Origin of the sequence: Streptococcus ruminantium (assembly GCF_003609975.1) — a bacterium.
In the GTDB taxonomy this organism is placed as follows: domain Bacteria; phylum Bacillota; class Bacilli; order Lactobacillales; family Streptococcaceae; genus Streptococcus; species Streptococcus ruminantium.
In genome coordinates, this window is sequence record NZ_AP018400.1 from 1,883,767 (window position 1) to 1,908,301 (window position 24,535).

The following is a 24,535-nucleotide window of genomic DNA, read 5'->3' on the forward strand; positions in this document are numbered from 1 at the left end:
AACCTTTTTATTTAAAGGCTCTACTTTTTTCGTATTTTTTCTGTTAATCACCTATACCATTTAGGGATAAGAAGGGAAAACTCTTCATACCAGTCCAAGATTTGATTCGCCTGTCTCTTCATAAGTAAAACTTGTTCGGGAGCGACTTTCTCTGCCCAGGCCAAAGCACCTAGGCTATTGACGGTAAGATAAAGCGGTAATAAAGACCAAAATTCTGTCGGAATGCATCCGTTAAAATAAGCATAAATCTGCCCACTTGCAAAGGTAGGAGATAAAGCGGCTGTAAAGACTAAGCGATTAAACTCTTCCCACGGATCTCCAATGTCGTGCCGGTCAAAATCCAACACCTTGAGTTGACCATCTAAACCAAGCAAGAAATTCCCCATGTGAAAATCACCATGATGGTAGGCAATAGGGCGACTCTCAAGTAAGTGACGATGAGTACGCACAAATTCCAGCATGACCTAATCATTCTCATAGGAATGTCTTGCAGCTTGATAGGCAGCAAGTTTACTGTCAATCTTAGCCTGATAGAAGCTGTTCCAAGCACGCTGGCTTTGATCAATCGGTAAAGAATGAAGCTTCCGTAGAAACTGTCCAGCCTGACACCCCAACGCATAGAGCTGCCGATCAGATAGATTCGATGGAAGGACTGCCATATCTTCCCCTTCTAACCATTCAAACAAGCTATAAACAAACTGCTCATCCAGCCAAAAGGCTTCAGGTCTAGCTACTGGCAAATCTCGCTCTGACAAGTTCTTCGCAAGAGAAAATTCCGCTCGTTTGCGTTCATAACTTGACCGCTCCGCTATTCGCAAAAGGCCAAAGCGTCCATCCTGCAGTTGGACCTTGTACTTTTTATCCGTAGACCAGCCTTTTGTGATAGGTTGAGATGAAACAATCCTGCTTTGTGGCATGAAAACCTCCCTGAAAATACAGATGAGACAAAGCGCCAAGGTACAGATACAACTGTCTTAAAAGAAGCAAACGACAATGCCTGTCCACAGACTATTAGTCAATATTAGGCTTATAAAAGGTCCGATTATCCATGGCAAAGATGCGGTTGGTTACCTCACCCGGTCCTACTTTGTCTAAAGCAGATAGCATCATCATCATTTCTGCATCAATATTATCAATCATATGAAGGATTTCCGCCTCCATAATTTGTGGACGAACAGGACTACCGTACTCCAATAGACCGTGATGACTGAGAATAACATGACGCAACACAATTACTTCTTCCAGACTATCATCAATCCCCAGCTCGATCAAGACCTTGGTGATTTCTTCATCAATTAAGGAAATATGTCCAATGAGATTACCACGAACAGTGTAACTTGTATTATCCGGACCAGTCAATTCAATAACCTTAGCTAAATCATGGAGCATGATACCAGCAAAAAGCAGACTTTTATTGAGCTGGGGATAAATATCACCAATTTTCTCTGCCAAGCGCACCATGGTTGCAGTATGAAAAGCTAGACCTGAATAGAAGGCATGATGGTTGGTTTTAGCTGCTGGATATGAATAAAATTCCTTATCATACTTGCTGTAAAGAGCTCGGACAATCCGTTGCCAGATGGCATTTTCGATACGAAAAATCATCTGATTCAGATAGTCCTTTGTTTCCTTGACATCAACAGGAGGTTTTTCCTTAAAATCTGCAGGGTCGTTTGGCTCTCCTACCCTTGGCAAGCGAAGCACTAATTGATTGACTTGAGGCGTATTATTATAAACTTCTCTGCGGCCTTGCATATGAACTACTGTTCCAGCCGTAAAGTCCTTAATCTTCCCAGGCTGTGCATCCCAAACCTTGCCTTCAATTTCTCCCGTATCATCCTGAAAGGTAAGAGCTAAATAATCTTTTCCAGCCCGCGTTTGACGGACTTCCGCTGTTTTTATGAGATAAAATCCTTCAAAGAATTCATCTTTTTTCATTTGGTTAATTTTCATCGTCTTCCTCATCTAATGGTGACAAACCAAGTAGGCCCTTAGTCTGGTCGTCTTCATATAAGTCAATCGTACGAAGACTGCGTTCAATGGCGTTGGTTCGAGTTGTTAAAAGTTTATCAATATTGCTGCTGGCTTGGTTGAGCTGCTTCTGAGCCTTAACTAAGAGAGTGCTAAACTTGCCGAATTCCAGCTTGACATTTCCCAATACCTTACTAATATCATCGGCAGAACGTTGGATATTGAGAGTCTTGAAACCGACAGAAAGGGAATTGAGCAGAGCCGATAGAGTTGATGGTCCTGCCACTACAATACTTTCCTGACGACGGAGTTCATCAAAGAAAATAGGATTGCGAACAACTTCTGAATAGAGGCCTTCTGTTGGCAAAAAGAGGACACCAAAATTAGTCGTTTCAGGAGGGTTAAGATACTTGCTTTGAATATCCTTGGCAAAACGCTTAATGGCTGCCAAAAGATTTTTCCGGTGAAGATCAACCTGATCCTTATCGCCACTTTCGTAGGCTTCTTCCAAACGGTAATAATCAGCCAATGGGAACTTGGAGTCAATCGGCAAATAGATATAGTCGCCATCCGTTCTCCCCGGTAGTTTAACAGCATATTCTACTCGCTCATTAGAGCCTGAAACAGTCACACATTCACGCTCATACTGGCTAGGAGTCAAAATATCCTCAATAATCTGTCCCAACTGCAACTCCCCCATAATTCCACGGGTCTTACTTCCAGAAAGAACCTTGTGCAGACTCCCTACATCACGCGCCACTGTTTGCATTTCTCCCAAACCGCGATTAACAGACTCCAGCTGTTTAGAAACTGTTTCAAAAGAAGCTTGCAGGCGAGTTTGCAAGGTTTTCTCCAACTTTTCCTCTACCGTCTGGCGCATTTCTTCCAGACGTTTTTCATTAGAGTCCTGAATAGCCTGCAAACGATGATCCGTGGCATCACGACTTTCCAAATGATTCTTGATCAGTTCTTGACGAATCTCAGTCAACTGCTGGTAAAGCTCCTTACGTACCTTTTCTACTTCCTGATGAATAACCTGTTGCTGCTTGAGAGTTGAGTTTTCTAACTGATAGCTGAGCTGATCAGACAAGTTGTCTGCTGCATCTTCTGTTTGATCTTGTAAGAGCAGGGCTAAGCTCTGCCATTTCCCGTAAAGAAAAACCAAACAGGCCAAGACCAGTATCAGCAAAATGAGTTGTAAAATATCCATTTACTCCTTATCCTTGCTATAAATAAGGACCACGTAGCCCTTATCCAGTTCGATTTCTATATCTCTATCTATAAATTCGTTAGAGCTATAGCATTTTTTATAAAAATAATTGCTTCCCTCAAGCGGATACTTGGCATGACGAATCGTCAAACGACTGTTATCCGAGGGCATGAAGGAAATGTAAGTCATACCTTTGATAGGAGAAACCTTGTGCACGCCTGCCGGACGAAAACGAATAGTATTCTGTCTATCGACCAGTTCAATTTTCTCCATGTGAATCGCTAAATCTGGCTCACTAGCTAAGAAAAGATTGCTCATCATATGATCCACACGTCCACCAAAGGCACCGTAAATCCTGACCTGAGCCTCTGGATAGGCAGCGAAAATCTCTTTCAATGCCAACTCCAAGTCTGTATCATTTTTCTCTGCTGGTGCCTGAGTAACCAGCTCTGCCATTTCCATAATACGCACCAAATCCAGCGAACTGACCGAATCAAAGTCTCCAATGGCCCAGTCTAGCGGAAGAGCGAGTTCTAACAGACGAAGAGAGCCTGCGTCTACCCCCACATAGAGATCAGCAGGCTCAGGAAAGTAGTCAAACGGACCACCTGCTATCAGCGCAATCTTAGTCATAGAGGGCTGCTCTCAATTTGGCAACATTGGCATCTAAATCTCCTCTAAAGAGATAGGAACCTGCCACAAAGACATTAGCGCCCGCGTTTTTGGCTGAATGGATGGTCTTATCATCAATCCCTCCATCTACCTCTATATCAAAGTCCAGTCTCTTCATCTCACGCAATTCGACCAAGTTTGCAATTTTCCCTGCTACTTCTGGAATGTAGGCCTGCCCCCCAAAGCCTGGATTGACTGTCATTAGAAGGACCTGATCAACTAAATTCAGTACCGGCTCGATTGTCACAAGCGGCGTACCAGGATTGATCACCACACCAACTTTCATACCGGCCGCACGGATCTTTTGCAAGGTCCCATGCAAATGCACCGTCGCTTCCGCATGAATCGTCAAAATATCTGCCCCTGCACGCGCAAATGTTTCAATATGATGTTCCGGGTTGGACACCATCAGATGGCAATCAAAAACCAGCTTACTGTGAGGACGCATAGCTGCCACTACATCTGCACCAAAACTGATATTTGGCACAAAATGACCATCCATAACATCAATATGGACATATTCAACACCCGTTTTTTCTAAACGTTTGAGCTCGCTTTCAAAATTCGCATAATCTGCCGCCAAGATGGACGGTGCAATCTTATAATGTGGCATAGGGACCAACTTTCTATTTAAATTTTTTGCTAACCTTGGTATAGGTCTCACGCTGATTTTGGATTTCGCTGAGGAATTGAAGATAATTATCAAACCGACTTTGGGAAATAGCCGAGCTGCTAACTTCTCTTTTTACCTCACAATCCGGCTCATGAGTATGAGTACAAGTTCGGAATTTGCAGTTCTGACTAACGTTGGCAATCTCTGGAAAACAATCTGTCAGAGCCTCTGCCTCTTTAACATCATAGTCTAAGGATGAAAAACCCGGAGTATCCGCAATTTTTCCACCAAATACATTGTAGAAACTAACCGCACGTGTTGTATGACGACCACGCCCCAGACTGTCTGAGATTGCTCCGGTCTCCAAGGCCAACTCTGGTGCAATTTTATTAAGAAGTGTCGACTTACCGACTCCTGTCTGCCCCATAAAAACCGTAACTTTACTCTGCAAAAGGGGTGTCAATTCCTCTAAACTATAAACAAAAGGATAGCCGATTTTTTCATAAATTGCCTTAAAGGTATCTATCTCAGAAGAATCCTCTACCAAGTCCATCTTTGAAACGTAGATGATTGGTTCCATATCCTTTTGCTCCAATAATACTAGGAAACGATCCAGAAGATTGGCATTAAAATCCGGTTCTTTGGCCGACATGATTACTACTGCCTGGTCGATATTGACAATAGGTGGACGAACCAAGCTATTCTTTCTCTCGTGGATTTTCAAAATGTAACCTTCGGAATGTTCCTCTGCGGAAAAGTCGACAAAATCCCCCACGTAAGGAGTCTGTCCCTTCTTACGAAAATTCCCTCTGGCTCTAGTCTGATAAATCTGTCCATCCGCCTCAACATAGTAAAAACCAGCCAAGGCCTTAATAATTCTTCCGTGCAATGAAGACTCCTTTATAGGTATTCTTTCTAGTATTATACCAAATTTCCCTCAAAAAAGGGAGCGGGAAAAACTCAACAAAATACATAGGAAAAGACTTTGTCAATAAGTCTATGTTTTTAGGAGTTGAGCTAAACGATTTATTCTCAGATAACAACTTGTATAGACTGACTTCTGTCAGTTCTAATCTCCTACTTTAAAAGGTCTCTCGGTCACTACATTACTCCAAGAAGTCAGGAAACTCTTGGATACTGGAGTCAACAAAGTTCACACCATTTGTATTAGTAAAGTAAGGAACACAAATCGTATCTCCTAGTCAACGGAACCGTTAAAGGCAATCAGTCCCTACACTTAGATAGTAATATGAACCCTAAGAAGTAAATCTGAACCAAACCCAACCTTCAATTTTTAAAATTCCTCTAGCCAAGATAGAATAAAAAAGGTATAATGTAGTTAAGTTTGAATCTCTAAAAAGAAGTTGAGGCACAGAGCTATACCAAACAGACTCAAGCGGAGGTGGTGGAACGGCAGACACGCATGCTTCAGGCGCATGTGCCCATCGGGTGTGAGGGTTCAAATCCCTTCCTCCGCATCATAAAAAAGCCAAGCCAGTCGGCTTGGTTTTGTTTTATTCCTTAACTTCTGTAGCAATCTTGAAAAAATCCTTGTGCTTCAAGAGATGACCTTTTCCGGTAGATAAATCATACTGAACTAGCTTGAGTTCCTCTGCAACAGTTGCATCACGTTCTGTTTGTCCAACTCGGTTCTTGTGCAAGACTTCTGTTAAGAGAGCATAGTAGGGGCTAACCTTTGCTTTAGTCGTCTCCAGCATAAGCGCATTCATATCACTGGAGTTGACTAGCTCATAATGATGTTTTTCTGTCTCAAAATTACTCCAAATGAAATAATCTGTTTTATATCGCTGACTTGAATCCGTTACAAAGGCCGACTCTGGGTAGAGCCCCGGCAAATGATCTCCATAGAAAACGACCGTCACTTTCTTGTCCAACTTTTTGAGTTGGTCTAAGAAATCTCTCGTTGCCTGATCTGTGAAGGACAAGAGGCGGGCATAACTAGTCAAGTTTTCATTTTCTTCTGCCGTAAATCCTTCACCTGTTGCAGTAATTCCAGCAGGTTCAGCCGCACTCCATTGAACGTGGTTCTGCATAGTCATGGCTGACACAAATTTGTTATTCCCAGAACGTACCTGCTCTAAGATGAGTTCATAAGTTTTTTTATCGCTGACAAAATTCCCTTGGTAGTCAGTATCTTTAACTATGATTGGGTACTGCGAACTGTTCAAAGTGTAGAACTGCTCAATTCCCAACTGCTTGTAAATAGAATTACGGTTGTAACTAGTCCCATAATAAGGGTGTATGGCCACGCGCAAATCCTCAGCATATACATCACTGATACTTGGCAATTTCTTCATATTCGGTGCCACATCCAGATAGACAGATGAGATGGAAGAGCTATAGTTATAGAAAGGAAGGCCACTGTAAACCTGAAACTCAATATTGGCTGTTCCACCACCGTAGTGGTCGCTCTTCATCAAGCCACTGGTCGTCTGACTCATAATCTGCTCAATATTAGGCAGGACATTCTGGCTGAGAGTTACTCCGGGGATCCGACGAGGATCTGCCAAACTCTCACTGAGGATGTAGATGAGGGTTTGATCCTTTAGTTGATTGGTCCGTTCAATATTGATCTCCGCAGCTAACTTAGTATATTTTTCAACAATAGCCTTTATCGTCTTTTCAGAATAGTTCTTTGGCTCTTCCATACTGGTCTTACTAAGCTGTTGTAACCAAAGAAAAGCCAAAGTACGATAACGGGCCACAAAAGCATAGCCCTTCCAGTCTACGTTTCGCCAATTATTGACTTGGGAGAGAATCGGGATCCCTCCCCATATCTTATGATCTTTTTCATGGCGAATCGCCCAACCCATTCCCAAAATTAAAGAAAGGATAAGAGCAACTCCTGCAAACCGTTTCCAAATGGATTGAATGATGGTTCCTAAAAAATAGCGCTTGCGGATCCGTTTGTAAACGAAGATTAAAATAATCAAGAAAGCCAGTGAAACAAGTACAACCCTCAAGCTGATGAAGCTGAAAATCATCCCCAAATTCCCAATCCATTTAAAATCATTTGGGGTCAAGGGTTCCGAACGATACCGAAACTTGAGAAAATTAGCTGTAATCAGAGTTACATTTAGACTTGCAATCAAGGTTACCGATAAAATCTGACGATTGAGCAGCAGGCTGATGATGACATTTAAGAAAAAGAGACAGGCTATTTGAAAAATAATGGCTCCTGGAAACAGATGCCGCGTGAAATAAGCTCCTGTACCTCCAGCCATAGAAGCTTGATAACCAATGTGAGAAAGGGTTGCCAAGCCCAGACTGATAAATATCATACTGTGTACATTGGTTCGATTAGCCTTAAATTCTCCGAACGCTTTAGGGATATAGCGCAGAAAAGCATAGGTCGCTATAAAGTGTACGACCGCAAAAATCGGAGTCTGACTGAAAAATTCGACATAAGATCCTTTTTCAATCAAACTCTCGTAATGACTATCTTTCCAATAAGAAATTGCCAAAGGACTAAGGGAAAATAGAGTCGTCAGAAGCAAATAACCATCTGGCACCAAATGGCTAGCTGACCACCTTTGTAATTTTTCCCGAATTTTTGGTTTGTTTCTCCATAGGAGAGCCAAGAAAATTGGTAAGACCAACATTAACAATAACTCAAACTGGAAAAGATTATTTCGGACAATATTCCAAGGTTGATACTTCTTTGCATTGAGACGATAGACTAAACTGACCAGATAGAAGAAACCTAGAAAATAACCAATATACTTGGCAAAAGTCTTGGTGCGGACAAATGCTTCGTACTTGTCCAGAATTACTAAAATATAAAAAGTAAAGATAAGATAGGCAATCAGTGGTAAAGGGATAAACCAAACAGGAAAAGCCTTGCCACTAAGGAGTAAGGCTCGTCCCATAGCCAAGATCACCGTCATAACCATGACTAAAATAAACTGCTTGCCAGTATTAGAATTGATTTTTTTCATAAAGTGCCTCAAGTGAAAGTAGTGTTGCTGAACGATAGGTAGTTACATAATAGGTTAACCAAGCCAACCAACTTATTAGACTGATGACGATAACTGGAAGTAACCACCACTGCTGTTTGTAGGATAGAATAAGCTGATTTTGCCCAACTTTACCAGTTACAGTTGGAACACCGATGGTGGAAAGGTAGTAATCTGATTTCCCTAGTTTTTGTCCATTCAATACCAACTCACTATCGCGATAAACAACAATCGGTATTTGGATTTCCTCTGACTGATTGGCTGACCAGCTTATCTCTAGGCTGTCCCCATTGACTCGCTTGCTGAACTGCTGGTTAGGTAAAATAATCTGATCACGATAGCGATCATAGCGTGATTTAGCTTCGTTTATCACACGCACATTATCCGCCTTATCAGATAGTTTTGGTACGTAGTCAGGAGTAGATTTCTGAGCTAAACGAATAAATTCTCCCAAGTCTTGCGAGTGTAGGGACGCACGTAATTCTTCCGTTGTCCCATAGAGAGTGGTATGCAGCATATCTTGCAAGAAATCAGGCTTGTTGTATTGGTTTTGGATAGCTTGATTATATTGCTGCCAAGCAAAGCTGACACCAATCAAGGTAGACAGGGTGGTAAGCCCTAGGAACAACTTCTTACGCACTGCAAACTTTGTTAATTGCATGCCGACAACTGTCAAAAGCAAGGCATTTGCATACAGAAAGAAACGGAAAGGAAATTGAATCAAATCTACCAAACCAATCCCCTTGCCAGCAAAAAACTGCCACGGAAAGGCATTTGTTGAAAAAATAAAAAAGATTAGAAACGTCAAAGATAGGCCGCCCAATACCACTGACTGTTTTTTCCACTTTTTCATCATAAAATAAGCAGAAAGCACAAAAAAGATTGGTAAGGAGTAAGGGAAATACAAGAAATTCACCTTAGACCAAGTGACCGTTGATTGAATAAATTTTTTATTGATAAACGGTGCTACCAATTCATTGCCTGCATTGACATATAGCAAAGGAAACCAGATATTCACCGTCAAAATCAGAAAGAGTCCCACTGATAGGGCTACATCTTTAACGATTTTCCATTTTTCTTGAGACTTTATCCAGCCGATGAAAAAGAGGAGCGCATAAGCTAATATGAGGAAGAAGGCAGATAGCATGTGTATTTGTAACATGAGCCCTACAGCTCCTGCCATTAGAAAGATTGGAACTTTTCCAGTTCGAAGAAAGCGAACTGCCGGGATCAAGCAGAGTGGAAACACAGCGACTCCCCAGCTCGAAAAGCCTTGAGCCACCCACCAATATTGGATAGAGTAAGTCGTCACGAAAAACATGGATAACACTACAGAAAAAGAATAGCGCACCCTCACTTCTCGCATCAAAAAATAAAGCGAGGTCGCACTCAGCGTTCCCAAAAGAAGATTGGAAAGCAACTGGTATCTGTACCAAGTCCCAGCCAACAACACTAAGGCCCCTTGTAAATAGGCTAGATAAGGACCATATAGGGCATTAACAATTCTTCCAGATTGCTGATAACCATGCAGGCTCATCATATAGGAAAAATCACCCGTCTTTATTTGCATAGCTGCATCATAAAAACGATTGAAGTGGAAAACAACATCGTCTCCCGTCACAACTGCTCTTGTCCAAATCTGCGGCAAAAGGAGAGCAAAAGAGAAAAGAAAAAACAAAACGACTGCGGCAATATGTGGGTGTTTTTTCAAAACATTTTTAAACATTTTCATACCTTCATAAAAAAAGAGGGAATCCCTCTGTTATATTCGTAACTTTTCTGATGACTACCAGAATCATTGTTTGCAAGTTTGACTATACTCTTCAAAAATCAAATTCACACATCGCTAGCCCAACTTGGTAGGCGAGGAGTCGTCTAATCTGATAGTTAAAATCAGCAAGTAATATCATCGTAAACTCCCTTCTATTTCCAGCAATATTGGAATAAGCTGTTGGAAGTAGTTTGATTTTCATTGGATATTATCTTTCAGTATAACAAGCTTTCAAACCTCTGTCAACGGGCAAGAGACATTCATTCGGTATTTTGTATCAAACAAACAATGACTGGCTTTACAAGCCTACTTCTCGAAGACTATCTGATAGACGTGCAAAGTCAACCATAGAAAGAGCTTCTCCTCGGACGCTAGCTTCTAGCTCTGCCATGCCGAGTGCCTGCATCAGCTTATCCTTCACTTCCTCAGACTTACCAAAATGGTTGGTCAGGTTGTTCCAGAGAGTTTTGCGACGATGAACAAAGCTGGCTTTGGAAACTCTAAAGAAGAAGTCTTCATCCTTGACTGTCACTAGTGGTTGCTCTCGACGAACCATCTTGAGAATGGCCGAGTCTACATTTGGAGCAGGCACAAAGACCGTTCGAGGTACGATAAAAGCCACCTTAGCAGTCATGTAGTACTGGACTGCGATGGACAGGCTTCCATAAGCCTTGGTATTTGGCTCGGCAGAAATACGGTCAGCCACCTCTCGCTGCATCATAACCACAAACTCGCTAAAAGGAATCTTGCTCTCAATCAGATGCATAAGGATTGGGGTAGTGATGTAGTAAGGCAGATTGGCCACGACCTTAATAGGTAGATCAGGATTTTTGAAGTTCTGAATCTGTTCCTGCAAATCAGTCTTCAAGATGTCCTGATTCACGATGGTCACGTTATCAAAACGACCCAAAGTATCCGACAGAATAGGAATCAGTCGGTCATCAATTTCAAAGGCCATGACCTCGGCGGCCTTTTCTGCCAAAAATTCCGTCAAAGCACCGATTCCAGGACCAATCTCAATAACATTGACATGACCATCAATCTCTGCTGTATCCACAATCTTTTGTAAAATATTGGTATCGGTCAAAAAGTTCTGACCGAAAGATTTCTTAAAGGTAAATCCGTGGCGCTCAAGGACAGCACGGGTAACGTTTTTGTCTGCGATTCTCATTTGATTTCTTTCTAAATAATTTGATAGGTAGCCATCAATTCTCTAACTTCTTCTACCCCAAAAGGATCTCCTACTTGTTCAAAAACAGTAATGGCTTGTTCAAAAGCTTTTTTAGCAAGAACAGTTGCGGTATTTGTTGCATAAATTTCACCTAATCCTCGATAGGCACAAGCTTGTGCAACGAGGTCGTCTGTCATTAAAGCATTCTCTAAACTCTTGTTCATAAAATACAGAGCAGAATCTATTTCTCCTAACTTCAATCGTAAATAGCCTTGTTCATAGTCGTTAACCGACCATTTCAACTTATCATCTGGGAAAACATCTGCTATCAGTTGTCCTTCTTCTTCGATTAACTCCAGAGCTTTCGTAAAATTACCCAACTGACGATAAACCATGGCTAGTTGATGCAAGCCAATATGCTCTTGTTCAACATTCTTTTCATTACGAGCCAATTGAATATATCGTTGACAAGCTACTAAAGCTCCTTCAAAGCTTTTCTCCTCAAGATAAAGATAGACGAATAGATTGAGAACAGGGTATTCCAAACAAGTCTCAACGTGATAATCTTTCTCAACTAATTCTTTCGCCTCTGCAACCTTCCCTTCTAAAAAGAGTTCCCATGCCTTGTCAATATTTTTATCCATAGAACCATCTCCTTGAGCCCATTCTTTATCTACTGCTCCCATTAGTTTTCTTGTTTCTTATTTTGCCATCTCACTCAATCATGAAACAACACTCAATTTTCTCATGGTCGCAACAATCCCCAACTGTTCTTCTAAATAGTTGGTATTCAGTTTTTTCTTTCTAGCTTCTCTTGGCGAATACATATAGAGACACCGACTATCAGAATATAGTGCTTCGTCACCAAAGTCTTGTTTTAGCAGCTCGGCTAATTTTCCCATATTTATCTCATCATTCGTCAAAATCAAATGAACACGAGAGCTATCGTAATTACTATCAAATGGTCTTTCAGATACGGCTTGTGCTAGCCGTACTTAGTGTTTGATAATAACTGCTAGGTTTGCACCGATTTTATTTTTAATCGTGTTATAAAAGATAATATTGCCACTTTGGATATACATCTGCACTAATGACAGACCAGTGGCCATCAAAATTTTTATCAAGTAAGACACCCTGGAAATTTTATTTTTTCCAACGGGTGTGACACCGCGTAGGAGAGCAATTTTTTCCATCACCTGTTCTCCACCTGCTACTCACAATTTTCAAACCAATAATAATTCTCTGTCAAGTGCGGATTTTCAAAAATGTCTAGCATGGATTCAAAACCGTCTGCCAGCTGATAATTTCTCAAGTCTATGCGATCAATCCAGAAGACATCACCTTCATCAGAAGCCCGTAATTGACCGGAAAATTGGCTTGTTTTATAGAGAAAAACCAGATAGCGATATTGCTCTGTAGGGTCTGTCCAATTCTGAACTCCACAGAGTTCTAAGTCTAGAATTGTGAGACCTGTCTCTTCCTCAACCTCACGAATAACGGAAGCAACAATACTTTCTCCTTGCTCAACGTGTCCGCCAGGAAACGTAATCCCCGGCCATTTGGATGATTTTCTATCCTGCACCAAGACCTTATCACCATCGGTAATCATACACATATTGGTTAGGATAACTGATTCTTTCCGAGACATCTATCCTCCTATCTTCCCAAATCATCAAAATAATAGAGATTTAAAAATTCTTCTTCCGACACCAATCGCTCAAAAGTATAAAACCAGCGATAAACCTCCAATGCAGGTGAATCAAAATCAACCTCAGCGTCTACTTCTTGAAAACCTGCAATATAGAATAGACGATTTTGTTTCCAAACACCATCCGCATTGACATAACAATCTTCCACCACTGCTTGCAAGTGATTTGCCACTTTGGCCCTAACAATAGACTCATCTTCCGACTCCACATATGGTACCAAATAGGTGACTTCCTCATAGGATGAGTAGGACTCATAGGCAGGTTTAAACTCATTCTTTACTAAACACTTGACAGCATAAACCTTAGTCATTGTACTCTCTCATTGCCCCTTCTACTTCTGCTAGAGTCACCCCAAATAGTTCTAATCGTTTGAGGAGCTGTTTGCCATTACAATAGCCAATACGCAAGTGTTCGCCCAGATACTCTCGCCGCTTACGACTTTCACTACTCAGGAGCAGACCGAGACGAATCAAATCTTTTTGACTGATGTCAAAATTGTTTTCGTCATCATAGTAACCGCGCACACAAGCCAAGGCCTTTTCCAAGTCCTCAAAACTAGCGTGCTCAATCCCCAAGGACCGCCCCTTTGTCTTGGACTTTGGTGTAGCCTCGTCCCGCTGTAAAAAGGCATGTCTGACCGTAGGAATAGCTTGCATAATGAGTTTACGGATCCGTTCTCCATTATAGTCTGGGTCTGTAAAAACGATAACCCCTCGCAGGTCATGGAGTTTCTCAATGCGCTCTAAATCATCATCTGAAATAGCCGAGCCTCGAGTTTCGTAAGTATCAACCTCATAAAATCGCTTTAGGTTGGCTGTATCATCTTTCCCCTCAACAACGAGGACTTCTTGTATCTTAATTTTATGAGTCAATTCTGAACAACCTCATTGCATTCTCGTAAGTTACAGCCGCCACTTCTTCAACCGATTGGTTACGAAGCTGAGCTAGCATATCTACCACATATCGAGTGTAGCCGGTACGATTTTCCCGTCCACGCTTGGGAACAGGTGCCAAGTAAGGTGCATCTGTTTCAACCAGAATTTTTTCCAAAGGCAATGCCTGCGCTGCTTCTTGCAGTTCAACAGCTTTTTTAAAGGTTACGACACCCGAAAAGGAGATAGACATTCCCAAGTCTATGAAGGCCTGAGCCTCCTCCAAGGTACCTGAAAAGGAATGCATGATCCCACCTCGGGGACCAACACCGACTTCCTTAATAATCTGATAGGTGTCTTTCAGCGCATCACGGGTATGGACAACAAATGGTAGATCCAATTGCTTAGACAACTCTATTTGTCGCTTGAAAACACGAGCCTGAGTCTCTTTTTCCGTTGTCATCCAGTAATAATCCAGACCAATCTCTCCCAAGGCAACCACTTTGGGATGCTGGAGAGCTTGCAGAAGAAAGCTTTCTACCTTTTCATCATAGCTCCCTGCTTCAGTTGGGTGCCAACCAAGTGTCAGATAGATTTCAGGATGCTGATCTGCCAAAATGATAGCCTTATCAATGGTTGGACGATCAAAACCGACCACATTATGGCGTGTAACCCCCATTTCCTTTGCAAAATCTAGTTCTTCTTGGACTCTACCTTCAAACTGTTCAACGTTAAGGTGGGTATGCGTATCAAAAATGTTTATCATTGTTTCTTCACTTTCTTTCCTAACTATTGTAACACATTTCAAAAAATTCTTCCGCAATGAAAAAACCAGCAGACTCGAGTTTCTACTGGCTTTTCTTTTATTTTTTCTTATGCTACTGTAAGAACTTTGCGTCCCTTACGGCGACGAGCTGCTAACACGCGACGACCATTTTTAGTTGCCATACGGCTACGGAAACCATGTTTGCGTGCGCGACGGATTTTACTTGGTTGAAAAGTACGTTTCACAATGAATACCTCCTCTTAGATTCTTGTATTCGTTTAGCCGGCTAGTTTTGATCAGTTACTAAACATACCAAACTATTTTATATAAATTCCAATCATTTGTCAAGCCATTCTGACCTGTTTTCGGGAAGAATCAGAAAATCACTGAAAAAAGAGGACTAGCCTCTTTTTAATCGTGATTCCCTTCAATGTCTACAACCACATAACGATTTGGTTCGCTACCTTCTGAATAGCTAGTCAAACCATCCATTTTCGAGATAATTCGATGGATAATCTTACGCTCGCTACTTGACATCGGATCGGTATGATAAGCTTCTTGCTCCGCCAATACTCGTTCTGCCAATTTCTGCGCATAACCTTGAAGAACTTCCGCGCGGTGTTCAACATAGTCATTCACATTGATAGTAATATAGAAGTTGCGCTCATAGCGATTGTATAGGAAGTTTTGTGCCAGAAGCTGCATGGCTTTCAAAACCTTTCCATGGTAGCCGATTACTCGACCTGGCTCATTCGTATCCACTTGGATATTGATTGTACGTCGATTATGGTTCGTCTCAATGCTCGCCTCAACATCCATATCATCCAAAATTTCTTGTATATAGGCAGACACTTCTGAAACGACTTGCTCAATATCATACTGTGGTTCAAGTTTAATATCCAAGTCAGCAAAGCCATCCGTTCTTTCCGCAGAAACAGCTTCTTGCTCATTCCGTGTAGATAGGCTCGCTGTGTCAGATGCATCTTCAGACAAAATTTCCATACGACCAGTTTCTTCCAAGATTGCTGCCGCTTCTTTTTTATTTTTCAGAATCTGTTCCTTGATGCCATCATCTAACATTTGACCTGACTTTTCAAATTCCTTAACGGCCGCAACCACCTTCCCCAGATCAATAGTCGCTTCTGATACACTCTTAACCGGTTCATTGAGTTCGTTAATCTCGCTTGGAACTCCACGAACCGCTTTTTGGTTGGCCTTGACGACCGTTGTTTTGTTAATGACATCAATATCTACAACAGCTGGCTTTTTACCAAAACCGAAAAAGCCTTTTTTCTCACGCGCTACTACGGTAATATGAGCTTTCTTTCGAGGAATATTCAGCTCCACCAAGCCATTCTGGATGGCTTCTTCAACAGTTGCTCCTGTAAATTTCATCTTCTCTCTCCTAGTTATCCTATTTCTTTTTCTGTGCTTTCTTTTGCGCCCGTCGAATCTTAGCCTGACGCTCTTTTTCTGCATTGATTTTAGCTTGGCGCTCTGCGATAATTTTGAAAGGATTATTGAACACCAAGGTCTGAGCTACTTGATAAGCATTTGATACCGTCCAATACAAGGACACCCCACTAGCTGCTGGAAGGGCAAAGAAAAATATCATGACAGGCATGGCATACGTCATAACAGTCATAGCCATATTTTTCTCAATAGCCGCTTTGTTGGTCAACCATGAACTGAGGAAAGTAAATCCCGCAGCAAGGATTGGTAAAATGAAGAATGCATCCGGCTCTCCGAGATTCAACCAGAGGAACTGCCCTACTTTCAAAGCCTCTACACGGGTGAGAGCTTGAAAGAGTGCCAGTAAGATTGGCATTTGAATGAAGAGCGGAATCAGGGAAGACTTCATGCTGACGCCATTCTCCTTATAGAGAGCTTGTGTCGCTTCATAAAGCTGCTGGCGACTTTCCATATCCTTCCCAGCATATTGCTCTTGCAATTTCTTGAGCTGAGGTTGGAGTTCCTGCATTTTCCGTGAGGAGTTCATCTGGATTTGGAATAATGGCAATAAAAGAGTTCGCATCAAAACCGTAAAAAGAACAATCCCAATTCCAATCTGACCGTTAATTGACAGGAATTGAATAACACTGGCAAACCAATAAATCAATCTGTCCCACGCATCTGTAGACTGACTCGTCACCGGTCCCGTTCCACCGCAGGCAGTTAAAACGAGTAAGGAGGCACAAAGCAAGCCCACCCACTTAATTTTCTTTTTCAATCACAACACCTTCCTGGTATAGTTTAGCTAGTTTCAAAACATGGATAAGGTTTTTTTTGATGTCTTGATAAGACAACTCCTCCACGCCCTTTCTGGCAATGATAACAAAGTCAGCCGCTACCAACTGATGCTGACACTCAATTAAGACATGGCGAAGTCTTCGTTTAATCCGATTTCGTATGACAGCGTTTCCTAATTTCTTACTGACAGACAATCCAACTCGGAAATGATCCTGCTTTTTGGATAAGCTATAGACTACAAACTTCCTATTTGCTATATTATTTCCTTTTGTGAAAATGTCGTTAAAATCTCGTTCACGCTTGACACGATAGCTTTTTTTCAAACTGCCACTCCATCTTTCAAAATTACTTCTATTATACCATAAAATTCAAAAAAGCCAATAAACATACCGTTTATAGACTTTTTAACCTTGATTTGTCCTTCAGCTCATTCCAACCGAATCAAGACAAATTCTAAATCAATTCTACTAAGTTCCTTTTTACAACAAACAACCAATCAAATGTTTGAACACCATAGATAGCTATAAAATGAAACTCTTTTAAAAAATGATTTCCTCTAATGTTAACTTTCCAATAATCCATGGCTTATAAACCCTAGTACAATCTAGTAATATTTATGTTGCACTAAATTCATTGTTCTTACCACTCACTAGACAACAATAAGGAGTTCCCCCAGCCTCTACCTGTTTTCCACCTAGATCAACTCAGAATTTTACTTCTAAAATTGGACGGAAGAACCTGTTGACAAGAGATTAAGTTGGGGGAATTCACTTGCGCAAATAAAATAAATCAGATTGACCCATTTACAAAAACAAAGTGACTATGGGGCATTTTATTAGTGTCTTAAAGTTACTAAGGTGTATAAATTTTTCGATTTTTTAACATTCCCCAAAAATAATAGGCCAAACCGAAATCCATCAGACCATGGAGAGCAGAACCAAACCCTACCAAAGCAAGCATAGTCAGCCAATACGAAAGATTGGTCTGCCCAGTCGCAGTCAGAGCCATGACCGCTACATACTCCCCTAGTCCATGAATAATATTGAGACCAAGTCCTAATAAAAGAAAATGGCTGGTATCCATCAAATTCGGAAATCGCTTGACTAATACGGCTCCCAAGCTAAGAAAAATAACATGGGTCAAGGCACGAAAAACAATGACGATCGGAAAACCTGCTAAAAAGAAACCTAAGGTGGATCCTAGAGCCACAAAAATGGCTGTAACAGGAGAAATAAACATCGCGATAAAAAGTGGAACGTGACTGGCAAGAGTGTAGGATGCTGGACCAATAATTACTTTAATTGGCATCATCAAGGGAATTAAAATAGCAAAAGCTGTTAAAAGAGCACTGAGGGACAGCTGCTTAACTGGACTTTTAGACTTTTTTCTTTTTGGCATAATAAAACCTCGCTTTCTATTTCCAATAAATGGATTATAAACGAAAAAACTACACGTGTCAAGACACTTGTAGTTTTTCTTAATCTTCTAGCAAAATCCCTGCCTCTCTTAGCTCATTTAAAATATCTTGATAAGCTTGGACAGAAGGAAAGCAGACGGTGTGGGTATGCACACCATTTGTCAAATGACTCAGCAGAGCCTCCTCATGATGACTCAAAGCCTCTAAAAAACGGTCTCTATCTTTCAGACTTGTAATATTCAACTTACCAGTCAACAGACCATAAATAGGATGCTCAATTTCCACATCCAAAACCTGAGCTCCTCCCATCAGTAGAATAGTCAACTCCTTTTCAACATCTTCTGGACCATGCTGACAGGCTATCTTTCTAATATAGGATCCCTCAGTAGCAACGAGGCAGGATTGCATTAGATAGCCCCTTGGAGTCGCTAAAATAGACTCCCCTTCTGCTCGTAATAAGGCTACATCTCCCACAATGACTTGACGGCTAACTTCAAGCCATTTTGCTAGGTAACTCGCAGAAATCGGATGACAATTTTCTTTTAAAACAGATAAAATTTTCTTTCGCCGATCAGTGGCTTTCATATACTCTTCCTTCCTTAAACTTTTTTCTATTATATCAAATTTCTGGATAATTGGTCACTGGTAAAATCTATTACTTACCCCTGCATATCCAAATAAATATACATCCTAAAAAGTTTGCCTCACTTTTTACATTTATGTTATACTGATACAGTCTATGTACAAAGGAGAAAAACATGGAAATTTGGAATGCCTACACAGCAGATGGTCGACTGACTGATCAGATTCTAACGCGTGGAAAAGCCATTCCCAAGAACATCTATCATCTGGTTGTCGAGTGTATCATCCGCCACACTGACGGTAGTATCCTCTTTATGAAACGCTCCAATCTCAAACTTTCTTATCCTGATTATTTTGAAGCAACAGCAGGAGGTTCAGCTTTAGCTGGAGAAATAGCAGAGCAGGCCATCCTGCGAGAGGTCTACGAAGAAACGGGAATTATTCTTACAATCAATCAGCTTCACCACCATACACATTTTGTTGCCCATGACGACCAGTGTCTCTTTCACTGCTATTGGGCTGAAACGGATGGGGACAAATCCACAATCCGCCTCCAAGCAGGAGAAACTAGTGATTTTGTCTGGGTCAACCAAAAAGATTTGAAAGATTTTCTAGAAAAAGAGCTTGTTATTCCTAGACAGAAAGTATATGTAGAAAAATTATTCTTATAAAGGTAAATATCCCAATACCTATACCATCATCCAGCATAGATGCAAAAAAAGTTTAATGTGATAGAGTAACTTTTATTCATTCAAGTACTTCCTAAGTTGTTCTTGCTTAACTGTTCTCAATCCCCAAAAATCAGAGATTAGCATCATTATAAATACCAAAACAAATAGAAAGGCCATATTAGAGAATGTCCATAAAGTCGTAAAATAAGAGAAATATGTCGTTTTACTCAAATAAAGCCAATGCGCTAAAAAGACCATTACAATCGCTCCAACAAAAGACAAAGAAAACAAAATCATGTTATCAAAGAAAATTATTGAGAATATATGAAACCTTTTGTATCCCAAGCTGTACAAAATAGCTAGTTCTTTTGACCTATTATTTACATGCCCCTTATTTAAAAAAGCTATTATCAATCCCATAACCAACGATATTACCGTAGAACCCATAATGAGATTTTTTACTAATTGATGGTATATATTACTTAATGATCCTGATTGAATTTCGTATTGAGAAGTAAGTTGATATTTTGGAAATATTTTTTCTAACTCTTTTGTTACTGTCTTCAAATTTCCTGATATTTTTATAACTACTCCATCCTTTCCGGTACCGACAGATTTTACATACTGCTCATAGCTACTGATAATCCCTTGGCTTGCCGCAGATGTTTCAGGGGTGAGTGACAATATTGTTTTATGATGTTCATATGATTCAGGCTTTAGAAAATGTTCGAGACTAGATTCTTCAAAATAGCTTGAGTAAATGACATATTCCGAACTCAGCGTATTTTGATATTTAGTCTGGTAAACACCACTAATTCTCATAACTTCTTTTTTTACATCATTGGAGTAAATATTTATAGTATTTAAGCTAACCTCTTTTCCAATCACGTTCTGAAAATCCTCATTGTTCATTTGTTGCAGTACAAAAGTATCCGGAACAAGGATTTCTTCAGTATTATCTTCAGGATACGAACCTGCTACTAAGACGATATTGGCATAATTATAGTCTTTCATGTAACTCTTTGGCACATTAAGTTTACGCATGCTAAACGAAACGTTGGAGACTTTGTTCCATCCATAATTAAATTTTCTTAAAGTATTGGAAAAATCTTTCTCAGAGTAGGTTAAAGATAAGCTATTGAAACCTTTATTATAATTTGAGTTAACACCATGTCTATATAGAACCACATCATCAACTCCATCAATCTCTCTAATCGTTTTGATATCACTGTCTGAAAATCCTATCCTTGCCCCATCATAAGGACTTTGAATATTCTTTTTATTGTATTCTTCTATCGTCTCAGTATTAAGCTGTTGGGTTGACATTACAATTACTTTATCACTAATTCCATTAAAAATTTTTTCAAAATTAAGCGTTGAAGCAGATCTATATGCTGTGAACCCCATAATAAAAAGAAAAATGATAACCATCATAGGAATTCCAAGAAAAAGTTGTTTTTTGAGGGTTCGTAAAAATTTGCTTTTAACATACCGCATTACAAATTTAAATGGGATTCTACTTTTTTCAGTTTCCTCTTCATATTCTCCAGATATATCGCCACTGTCTTTTATTGTTTTCACAGCCTTTCCATCTAATTCATATATAACATCCGCTAAATTAGCCAGTTCTTTATCATGAGTTATATAAAAAATCAAGATACCTTTTTTACTTAATTTTTTCAAATATTCGAACACTCGGCTACTTGTTAGTCCATCCAGATTTCCAGTAGGCTCGTCTAATAGCAATATTCTCGGGTTCTTTATCGCGGCACGTGCTAACGCAACTCTTTGTTTTTGACCTCCACTCAATTCAGAAATGTAACTTGATCCGAGTTCGGAGATATCCAAATCATTCATTATGGATTCAATCTCCACTTCTTTAGCATTGCTCCCTAGCTGCAAATTTTCAAAAACTGTAAAATCCTCTAAGAGTTTGTAGTCCTGAAATACGAGACCTATTTCTGACTCTCTAAGAGTTGCCCATTCGTTTGCACTATACTCTTTTGCATTCGTGCCAAATAATATATACTCCCCTTCATAGTCTTGGTCTAATCCAAATAATATATTAAATAGAGTTGTTTTACCTGATCCACTTTCCCCGATCAAGGAAAAAATCTTATTTTTCCCCTCAATATCTAAACTGAGGGAGTTAAAAATGGACTTATCCCTATATTTTTTACAAATATTTAAAAGTTTTATCATACTGTTTTTTCCCATTTCTAGCATCTTCTCAACAAAAATTACACTTTGGAAGACTAGCCCAAAATATGTTCAAGATTTATGTATTTACTATCTTTTTGAACCTCTAAAAAAGCTCAATAACACAAATTGAGGTACACTGGAAAATTGATGCACCTCAATTTTTTAGGTTGTAATAGTTTGGCATAGCTAATATCAATTGGAATTTTTATTCATTGTAACACGCTATTTAAGGCTTAAACCAAGGTGTGTGCCAATATCGAGAATTGATAATCACTTGCCCCTGTCTATCTAAACCTGGTTGTCCCCAAAAGCTATTCGCAGCTGACTGATGAGGCCCCAAAGTGTGATTACTGTGCCCAATCCATTGCCCAGTAGCACGAACTACTCTCAAAGTAAAATGCCCAGTTTCACCAAAGGCGTTTGTCGTTCCTACTTCTGATACTCCATTAAAATCGAACTGAAAACTGGATGTCCAACTACCTTGTGCAGCAAATACAGAGCCGCTACAAAATAAGAATACCACAGATAAAGATAGGATAGCGAGCAAACGAACTTTTTTCAACGTAACAATTATCCTCCTTTTTATAACCCAATTTTTTCTAAGTAATCAAATAAATGTCATCATTTAAAGGAATGACTACTCCGAACTAAATAACAATTTCTCCTTATCACGATTTTCGATATCAAGATAATCAGTGGAGCGAGAACTTGTTTTAACGATAATATTCTCACCGCTAATCAAATATATATTTTTTATCTTACTCCCAACATCGCCAATTATGATTCTCGATAATTTCAAATCAACTGCATCGTCCTTAAAAATAGACTTGGTTTTCATAAAGTATAAGTAAACATCATTTCCTGTTTGTTTAGCTTGATAATTTGAAACTCGTTCAAAATTACTGATATTAGCTGTCCCTGAAATCGAAAAGTCTCCTTTGATCGGCGAAACAGTTATACCCTGTAGCTCTTCTAAGGGAATAATTACCCGAGTACTATCTTGGTATAGTTTCCATCCTACATAACTTCCAAATAACATTACAACCCCAAAAACGAATAAAAAAACTTTTTTTCTAGCCATGAAGCCCCCTTTTTTCTGGTCTTTTGGAAATTATGCCGCCCACATTTGTATCCGTTTGCATTATAGCACTTCCCCCAAAAAAGTCAATTTCTACAGATTGTTACAGACGATAAATCCGCAGTCATTCGACAGCGGATTTTTTATACTATAAATTATTCAACATATTGTCAATATGTTGGATAGATTTTTCACGACCGAGTAGGTAAATCGTATTTGGTAATTCTGGACCGTGCATTTCACCTGAAACAGCAATACGGATTGGCATAAAGAGATTCTTTCCCTTGATACCTGTCTCTTTTTGAACGGCTTTGATTTGTGGGAAGATGTTATTTGGTTGGAACTCCTCATCTGTCATTGCCACTAATTTTTCTTTGAGTGCCTTCAGAACAGTCGGTACTGTTTCTGCTGACATCACCTCTTTTTCAGCTTCTGTTAAATCTGGAAAATCAGAGAAGAAAAGATTTGTCAAAGGAAGGATCTCATCTGCTGAGGACATCTGTGGCTTGTAGAGCTCCACCAATTTTTCTGCTTTATCCGTCAAACGATTCGCCGCTTCTAAGAATGGCTTAGTCAAACTGAAAATGGTCTCCAAGTCAGCCTTCTTCATGTACTCATTTCCCATCCAAGCTAACTTCTTCGGATCAAAGGAGGCTGGTGATTTGCTCAAGCGTTTTTCATCAAAGAGTTGAATAATCTCTTCTTTTGAGAAAATTTCTTCTTCACCACCGGGAGTCCAGCCCAAAAGTGTGATAAAGTTAAAGATGGCTTCTGGAAGGTAGCCTTTCTTGCGATAGTCTTCAATAAAAGCAAGAGTATTAGTGTCACGTTTAGACAATTTTTTACCTGTCGCAGAATTGATAATCAAGGTCATGTGTCCAAATTCTGGTGCTTCCCAGCCCAGTGCTTCATAGACCATGAGCTGTTTTGGTGTGTTGGCGATATGGTCATCCCCACGGATAACATGTGAGATTTCCATGAGATGGTCATCAACTACCACGGCAAAGTTATAAGTTGGATAACCATCGCGTTTCTGGATAACCCAATCACCACCGATGTTCCCACCTTCAAACTCAATCTCCCCTTTAACCATGTCATTCCACTTGTAGATACCAGTTTCATTGACTGCCAAACGAACAGTTGGAACAATCCCCGCTGCCTCACGCTCTGCAATGTAAGCCGCTTTCTCATCTGCTGACATACCTAAGTACTCATTAACATAGCGAGGAGTTTCACCGGCAGCTTCTTGGCGTTCGCGCTCTGCCGCTAACTCTTCTTCTGTCACATAAGACTTATAAGCTTTTCCTGAAGTCAATAGCTCATCAATGTATTGTTGGTAAATATCTAAACGCTCTGATTGACGATAGTTTTCATGCGTTTCTGGACTTTCATCCCAGTCAATCCCCAACCAACGTAAATTGTCAAGCTGAGAACGCTCTCCGTCCTCTACGTGACGCTTACGGTCAGTATCTTCAATACGAATGATAAACGTACCACCATAATGACGGGCAAATAGGTAATTAAATAAGGCTGTACGGGCATTTCCTATGTGTAAAAGTCCTGTTGGACTAGGTGCGTAACGCACACGAATTGGTTTTGACAT

At 40.2% G+C, this 24,535-nt stretch carries 27 protein-coding genes, 1 tRNA gene and 1 pseudogene; 2 read left to right on the forward strand and 27 right to left on the reverse strand.

The genetic code is table 11. The annotated features are described in order from the left end of the window. Positions 1–47 precede the first annotated feature (47 nt). The 7 genes from SR187_RS10245 to rsgA all read right to left on the reverse strand — a co-directional run bounded on the left by SR187_RS10245 (position 48) and on the right by rsgA (position 5,355). On the reverse strand, positions 48–461 hold the full coding sequence (locus tag SR187_RS10245) for a phosphotransferase (protein ID WP_323131745.1): 414 nt from the start codon (positions 459–461) through the stop codon (positions 48–50). Between the two features lie 3 nt (positions 462–464). Further along, on the reverse strand, positions 465–917 hold the full coding sequence (locus SR187_RS10250; protein ID WP_323131746.1) for an aminoglycoside phosphotransferase family protein: 453 nt from the start codon (positions 915–917) through the stop codon (positions 465–467). Between the two features lie 94 nt (positions 918–1,011). Next, the gene (locus tag SR187_RS08925; protein WP_024532037.1) at positions 1,012–1,953 is read right to left on the reverse strand and encodes a 3'-5' exoribonuclease YhaM family protein; all 942 of its coding nucleotides are present in this window, start codon (positions 1,951–1,953) and stop codon (positions 1,012–1,014) included. Next, the gene (locus tag SR187_RS08930; protein WP_024532038.1) at positions 1,943–3,181 is read right to left on the reverse strand and encodes a DNA recombination protein RmuC; all 1,239 of its coding nucleotides are present in this window, start codon (positions 3,179–3,181) and stop codon (positions 1,943–1,945) included. Before SR187_RS08930 ends, SR187_RS08925 begins: the two co-directional genes overlap by 11 nt. Further along, positions 3,182–3,814: a thiamine diphosphokinase gene (locus tag SR187_RS08935; protein ID WP_024532039.1), complete on the reverse strand. Its 633-nt coding sequence runs from the start codon at positions 3,812–3,814 to the stop codon at positions 3,182–3,184. After that, the gene (gene rpe, locus SR187_RS08940; protein ID WP_024532040.1) at positions 3,807–4,466 is read right to left on the reverse strand and encodes a ribulose-phosphate 3-epimerase; all 660 of its coding nucleotides are present in this window, start codon (positions 4,464–4,466) and stop codon (positions 3,807–3,809) included. Before rpe ends, SR187_RS08935 begins: the two co-directional genes overlap by 8 nt. Before the next feature lie 13 nt (positions 4,467–4,479). Next, on the reverse strand, positions 4,480–5,355 hold the full coding sequence (gene rsgA, locus SR187_RS08945) for a ribosome small subunit-dependent GTPase A (protein ID WP_120172310.1): 876 nt from the start codon (positions 5,353–5,355) through the stop codon (positions 4,480–4,482). A 507-nt stretch (positions 5,356–5,862) separates the two neighbouring features. Here rsgA and SR187_RS08950 point away from each other — a divergent pair. Then, positions 5,863–5,944, forward strand: a tRNA-Leu gene (locus tag SR187_RS08950). A 36-nt stretch (positions 5,945–5,980) separates the two neighbouring features. Here SR187_RS08950 and SR187_RS08955 read toward each other — a convergent pair. The 16 genes and pseudogenes from SR187_RS08955 to SR187_RS09025 all read right to left on the reverse strand — a co-directional run bounded on the left by SR187_RS08955 (position 5,981) and on the right by SR187_RS09025 (position 18,984). Further along, complete coding sequence (locus SR187_RS08955) at positions 5,981–8,425, reverse strand: LTA synthase family protein (protein ID WP_120172312.1); 2,445 nt, start codon at positions 8,423–8,425, stop codon at positions 5,981–5,983. After that, positions 8,406–10,169, reverse strand: a complete 1,764-nt coding sequence (locus SR187_RS08960; protein ID WP_120172314.1) for a hypothetical protein — start codon at positions 10,167–10,169, stop codon at positions 8,406–8,408. The genes SR187_RS08955 and SR187_RS08960 overlap by 20 nt, the downstream gene beginning before the upstream one ends. 97 nt (positions 10,170–10,266) lie before the next feature. Continuing rightward, positions 10,267–10,416 carry a hypothetical protein gene (locus SR187_RS09920; RefSeq protein WP_160113883.1) on the reverse strand — a complete coding sequence of 50 codons (150 nt, stop codon included), beginning with the start codon at positions 10,414–10,416 and terminating at the stop codon, positions 10,267–10,269. Between the two features lie 96 nt (positions 10,417–10,512). After that, positions 10,513–11,385, reverse strand: coding sequence for a 16S rRNA (adenine(1518)-N(6)/adenine(1519)-N(6))-dimethyltransferase RsmA (gene rsmA, locus SR187_RS08965; protein ID WP_024532044.1), 873 nt, complete (start codon positions 11,383–11,385; stop codon positions 10,513–10,515). A gap of 11 nt (positions 11,386–11,396) precedes the next feature. Next, entirely contained in the window at positions 11,397–12,029 is a 633-nt protein-coding gene (locus tag SR187_RS08970; protein WP_120172498.1) for a tetratricopeptide repeat protein, read from the reverse strand. Between the two features lie 78 nt (positions 12,030–12,107). Further along, positions 12,108–12,578, reverse strand: a pseudogene (locus SR187_RS08975) (DUF1697 domain-containing protein). Between the two features lie 17 nt (positions 12,579–12,595). After that, positions 12,596–13,033 (reverse strand): 8-oxo-dGTP diphosphatase, encoded by a 438-nt coding sequence (locus tag SR187_RS08980; RefSeq protein ID WP_120172316.1) that lies wholly within the window; start codon positions 13,031–13,033, stop codon positions 12,596–12,598. Between the two features lie 8 nt (positions 13,034–13,041). Then, a complete protein-coding gene (locus SR187_RS08985) occupies positions 13,042–13,404 on the reverse strand; it encodes a hypothetical protein (protein ID WP_120172317.1) in 363 nt (120 codons plus the stop codon). Then, the gene (gene rnmV, locus SR187_RS08990) at positions 13,397–13,966 is read right to left on the reverse strand and encodes a ribonuclease M5 (protein ID WP_120172318.1); all 570 of its coding nucleotides are present in this window, start codon (positions 13,964–13,966) and stop codon (positions 13,397–13,399) included. Before rnmV ends, SR187_RS08985 begins: the two co-directional genes overlap by 8 nt. After that, complete coding sequence (locus tag SR187_RS08995; RefSeq protein WP_120172320.1) at positions 13,956–14,732, reverse strand: TatD family hydrolase; 777 nt, start codon at positions 14,730–14,732, stop codon at positions 13,956–13,958. Before SR187_RS08995 ends, rnmV begins: the two co-directional genes overlap by 11 nt. Positions 14,733–14,839: 107 nt before the next feature. Further along, positions 14,840–14,977: a 50S ribosomal protein L34 gene (gene rpmH, locus SR187_RS09000; RefSeq protein WP_002939016.1), complete on the reverse strand. Its 138-nt coding sequence runs from the start codon at positions 14,975–14,977 to the stop codon at positions 14,840–14,842. A gap of 166 nt (positions 14,978–15,143) precedes the next feature. After that, positions 15,144–16,127 (reverse strand): RNA-binding cell elongation regulator Jag/EloR, encoded by a 984-nt coding sequence (gene jag / locus SR187_RS09005; protein ID WP_120172321.1) that lies wholly within the window; start codon positions 16,125–16,127, stop codon positions 15,144–15,146. 19 nt (positions 16,128–16,146) lie between these two features. Beyond that, the gene (locus SR187_RS09010; protein ID WP_024532050.1) at positions 16,147–16,962 is read right to left on the reverse strand and encodes a YidC/Oxa1 family membrane protein insertase; all 816 of its coding nucleotides are present in this window, start codon (positions 16,960–16,962) and stop codon (positions 16,147–16,149) included. After that, positions 16,946–17,305, reverse strand: coding sequence for a ribonuclease P protein component (gene rnpA, locus SR187_RS09015; protein ID WP_024532051.1), 360 nt, complete (start codon positions 17,303–17,305; stop codon positions 16,946–16,948). Before rnpA ends, SR187_RS09010 begins: the two co-directional genes overlap by 17 nt. Positions 17,306–17,834: 529 nt before the next feature. Continuing rightward, a complete protein-coding gene (locus tag SR187_RS09020; protein WP_024532052.1) occupies positions 17,835–18,380 on the reverse strand; it encodes a hypothetical protein in 546 nt (181 codons plus the stop codon). A gap of 79 nt (positions 18,381–18,459) precedes the next feature. Continuing rightward, on the reverse strand, positions 18,460–18,984 hold the full coding sequence (locus tag SR187_RS09025; RefSeq protein ID WP_120172323.1) for a transcription repressor NadR: 525 nt from the start codon (positions 18,982–18,984) through the stop codon (positions 18,460–18,462). Positions 18,985–19,157: 173 nt separating this feature from the next. Here SR187_RS09025 and SR187_RS09030 point away from each other — a divergent pair, with 173 nt between their 5' ends. Further along, positions 19,158–19,652, forward strand: coding sequence for an NUDIX hydrolase (locus SR187_RS09030; protein ID WP_024532982.1), 495 nt, complete (start codon positions 19,158–19,160; stop codon positions 19,650–19,652). Between the two features lie 72 nt (positions 19,653–19,724). Here SR187_RS09030 and SR187_RS09035 read toward each other — a convergent pair whose 3' ends face one another. The 4 genes from SR187_RS09035 to gltX form a co-directional block, all read right to left on the reverse strand. Continuing rightward, positions 19,725–21,869: an ABC transporter ATP-binding protein/permease gene (locus tag SR187_RS09035; protein WP_160113884.1), complete on the reverse strand. Its 2,145-nt coding sequence runs from the start codon at positions 21,867–21,869 to the stop codon at positions 19,725–19,727. A 211-nt stretch (positions 21,870–22,080) separates the two neighbouring features. Continuing rightward, a complete protein-coding gene (locus SR187_RS09040) occupies positions 22,081–22,416 on the reverse strand; it encodes a hypothetical protein (protein ID WP_120172327.1) in 336 nt (111 codons plus the stop codon). A gap of 75 nt (positions 22,417–22,491) precedes the next feature. Continuing rightward, positions 22,492–22,935 carry a hypothetical protein gene (locus SR187_RS09045; protein ID WP_024532984.1) on the reverse strand — a complete coding sequence of 148 codons (444 nt, stop codon included), beginning with the start codon at positions 22,933–22,935 and terminating at the stop codon, positions 22,492–22,494. Positions 22,936–23,080: 145 nt separating this feature from the next. Next, positions 23,081–24,535, reverse strand: coding sequence for a glutamate--tRNA ligase (gene gltX, locus SR187_RS09050; protein ID WP_120172329.1), 1,455 nt, complete (start codon positions 24,533–24,535; stop codon positions 23,081–23,083).

Bases quoted from the DNA above. Each gene is read 5' to 3' on its own strand.
- SR187_RS10245 (WP_323131745.1), bottom strand. From the start codon at position 461: ATGCTGGAATTTGTGCGTACTCATCGTCACTTACTTGAGAGTCGCCCT.
- SR187_RS10250 (WP_323131746.1), bottom strand. From the start codon at position 917: ATGCCACAAAGCAGGATTGTTTCATCTCAACCTATCACAAAAGGCTGG.
- SR187_RS08925 (WP_024532037.1), bottom strand. From the start codon at position 1,953: ATGAAAATTAACCAAATGAAAAAAGATGAATTCTTTGAAGGATTTTAT.
- SR187_RS08930 (WP_024532038.1), bottom strand. From the start codon at position 3,181: ATGGATATTTTACAACTCATTTTGCTGATACTGGTCTTGGCCTGTTTG.
- SR187_RS08935 (WP_024532039.1), bottom strand. From the start codon at position 3,814: ATGACTAAGATTGCGCTGATAGCAGGTGGTCCGTTTGACTACTTTCCT.
- rpe (WP_024532040.1), bottom strand. From the start codon at position 4,466: ATGCCACATTATAAGATTGCACCGTCCATCTTGGCGGCAGATTATGCG.
- SR187_RS08955 (WP_120172312.1), bottom strand. From the start codon at position 8,425: ATGAAAAAAATCAATTCTAATACTGGCAAGCAGTTTATTTTAGTCATG.
- SR187_RS08960 (WP_120172314.1), bottom strand. From the start codon at position 10,169: ATGTTTAAAAATGTTTTGAAAAAACACCCACATATTGCCGCAGTCGTT.
- SR187_RS09920 (WP_160113883.1), bottom strand. From the start codon at position 10,416: ATGAAAATCAAACTACTTCCAACAGCTTATTCCAATATTGCTGGAAAT.
- rsmA (WP_024532044.1), bottom strand. From the start codon at position 11,385: ATGAGAATCGCAGACAAAAACGTTACCCGTGCTGTCCTTGAGCGCCAC.
- SR187_RS08970 (WP_120172498.1), bottom strand. From the start codon at position 12,029: ATGGATAAAAATATTGACAAGGCATGGGAACTCTTTTTAGAAGGGAAG.
- SR187_RS08980 (WP_120172316.1), bottom strand. From the start codon at position 13,033: ATGTCTCGGAAAGAATCAGTTATCCTAACCAATATGTGTATGATTACC.
- SR187_RS08985 (WP_120172317.1), bottom strand. From the start codon at position 13,404: ATGACTAAGGTTTATGCTGTCAAGTGTTTAGTAAAGAATGAGTTTAAA.
- SR187_RS08995 (WP_120172320.1), bottom strand. From the start codon at position 14,732: ATGATAAACATTTTTGATACGCATACCCACCTTAACGTTGAACAGTTT.
- jag (WP_120172321.1), bottom strand. From the start codon at position 16,127: ATGAAATTTACAGGAGCAACTGTTGAAGAAGCCATCCAGAATGGCTTG.
- SR187_RS09020 (WP_024532052.1), bottom strand. From the start codon at position 18,380: ATGCCAAAAAGAAAAAAGTCTAAAAGTCCAGTTAAGCAGCTGTCCCTC.
- SR187_RS09025 (WP_120172323.1), bottom strand. From the start codon at position 18,984: ATGAAAGCCACTGATCGGCGAAAGAAAATTTTATCTGTTTTAAAAGAA.
- SR187_RS09030 (WP_024532982.1), top strand. From the start codon at position 19,158: ATGGAAATTTGGAATGCCTACACAGCAGATGGTCGACTGACTGATCAG.
- SR187_RS09035 (WP_160113884.1), bottom strand. From the start codon at position 21,869: ATGGGAAAAAACAGTATGATAAAACTTTTAAATATTTGTAAAAAATAT.
- SR187_RS09045 (WP_024532984.1), bottom strand. From the start codon at position 22,935: ATGGCTAGAAAAAAAGTTTTTTTATTCGTTTTTGGGGTTGTAATGTTA.
- gltX (WP_120172329.1), bottom strand. From the start codon at position 24,535: ATGTCAAAACCAATTCGTGTGCGTTACGCACCTAGTCCAACAGGACTT.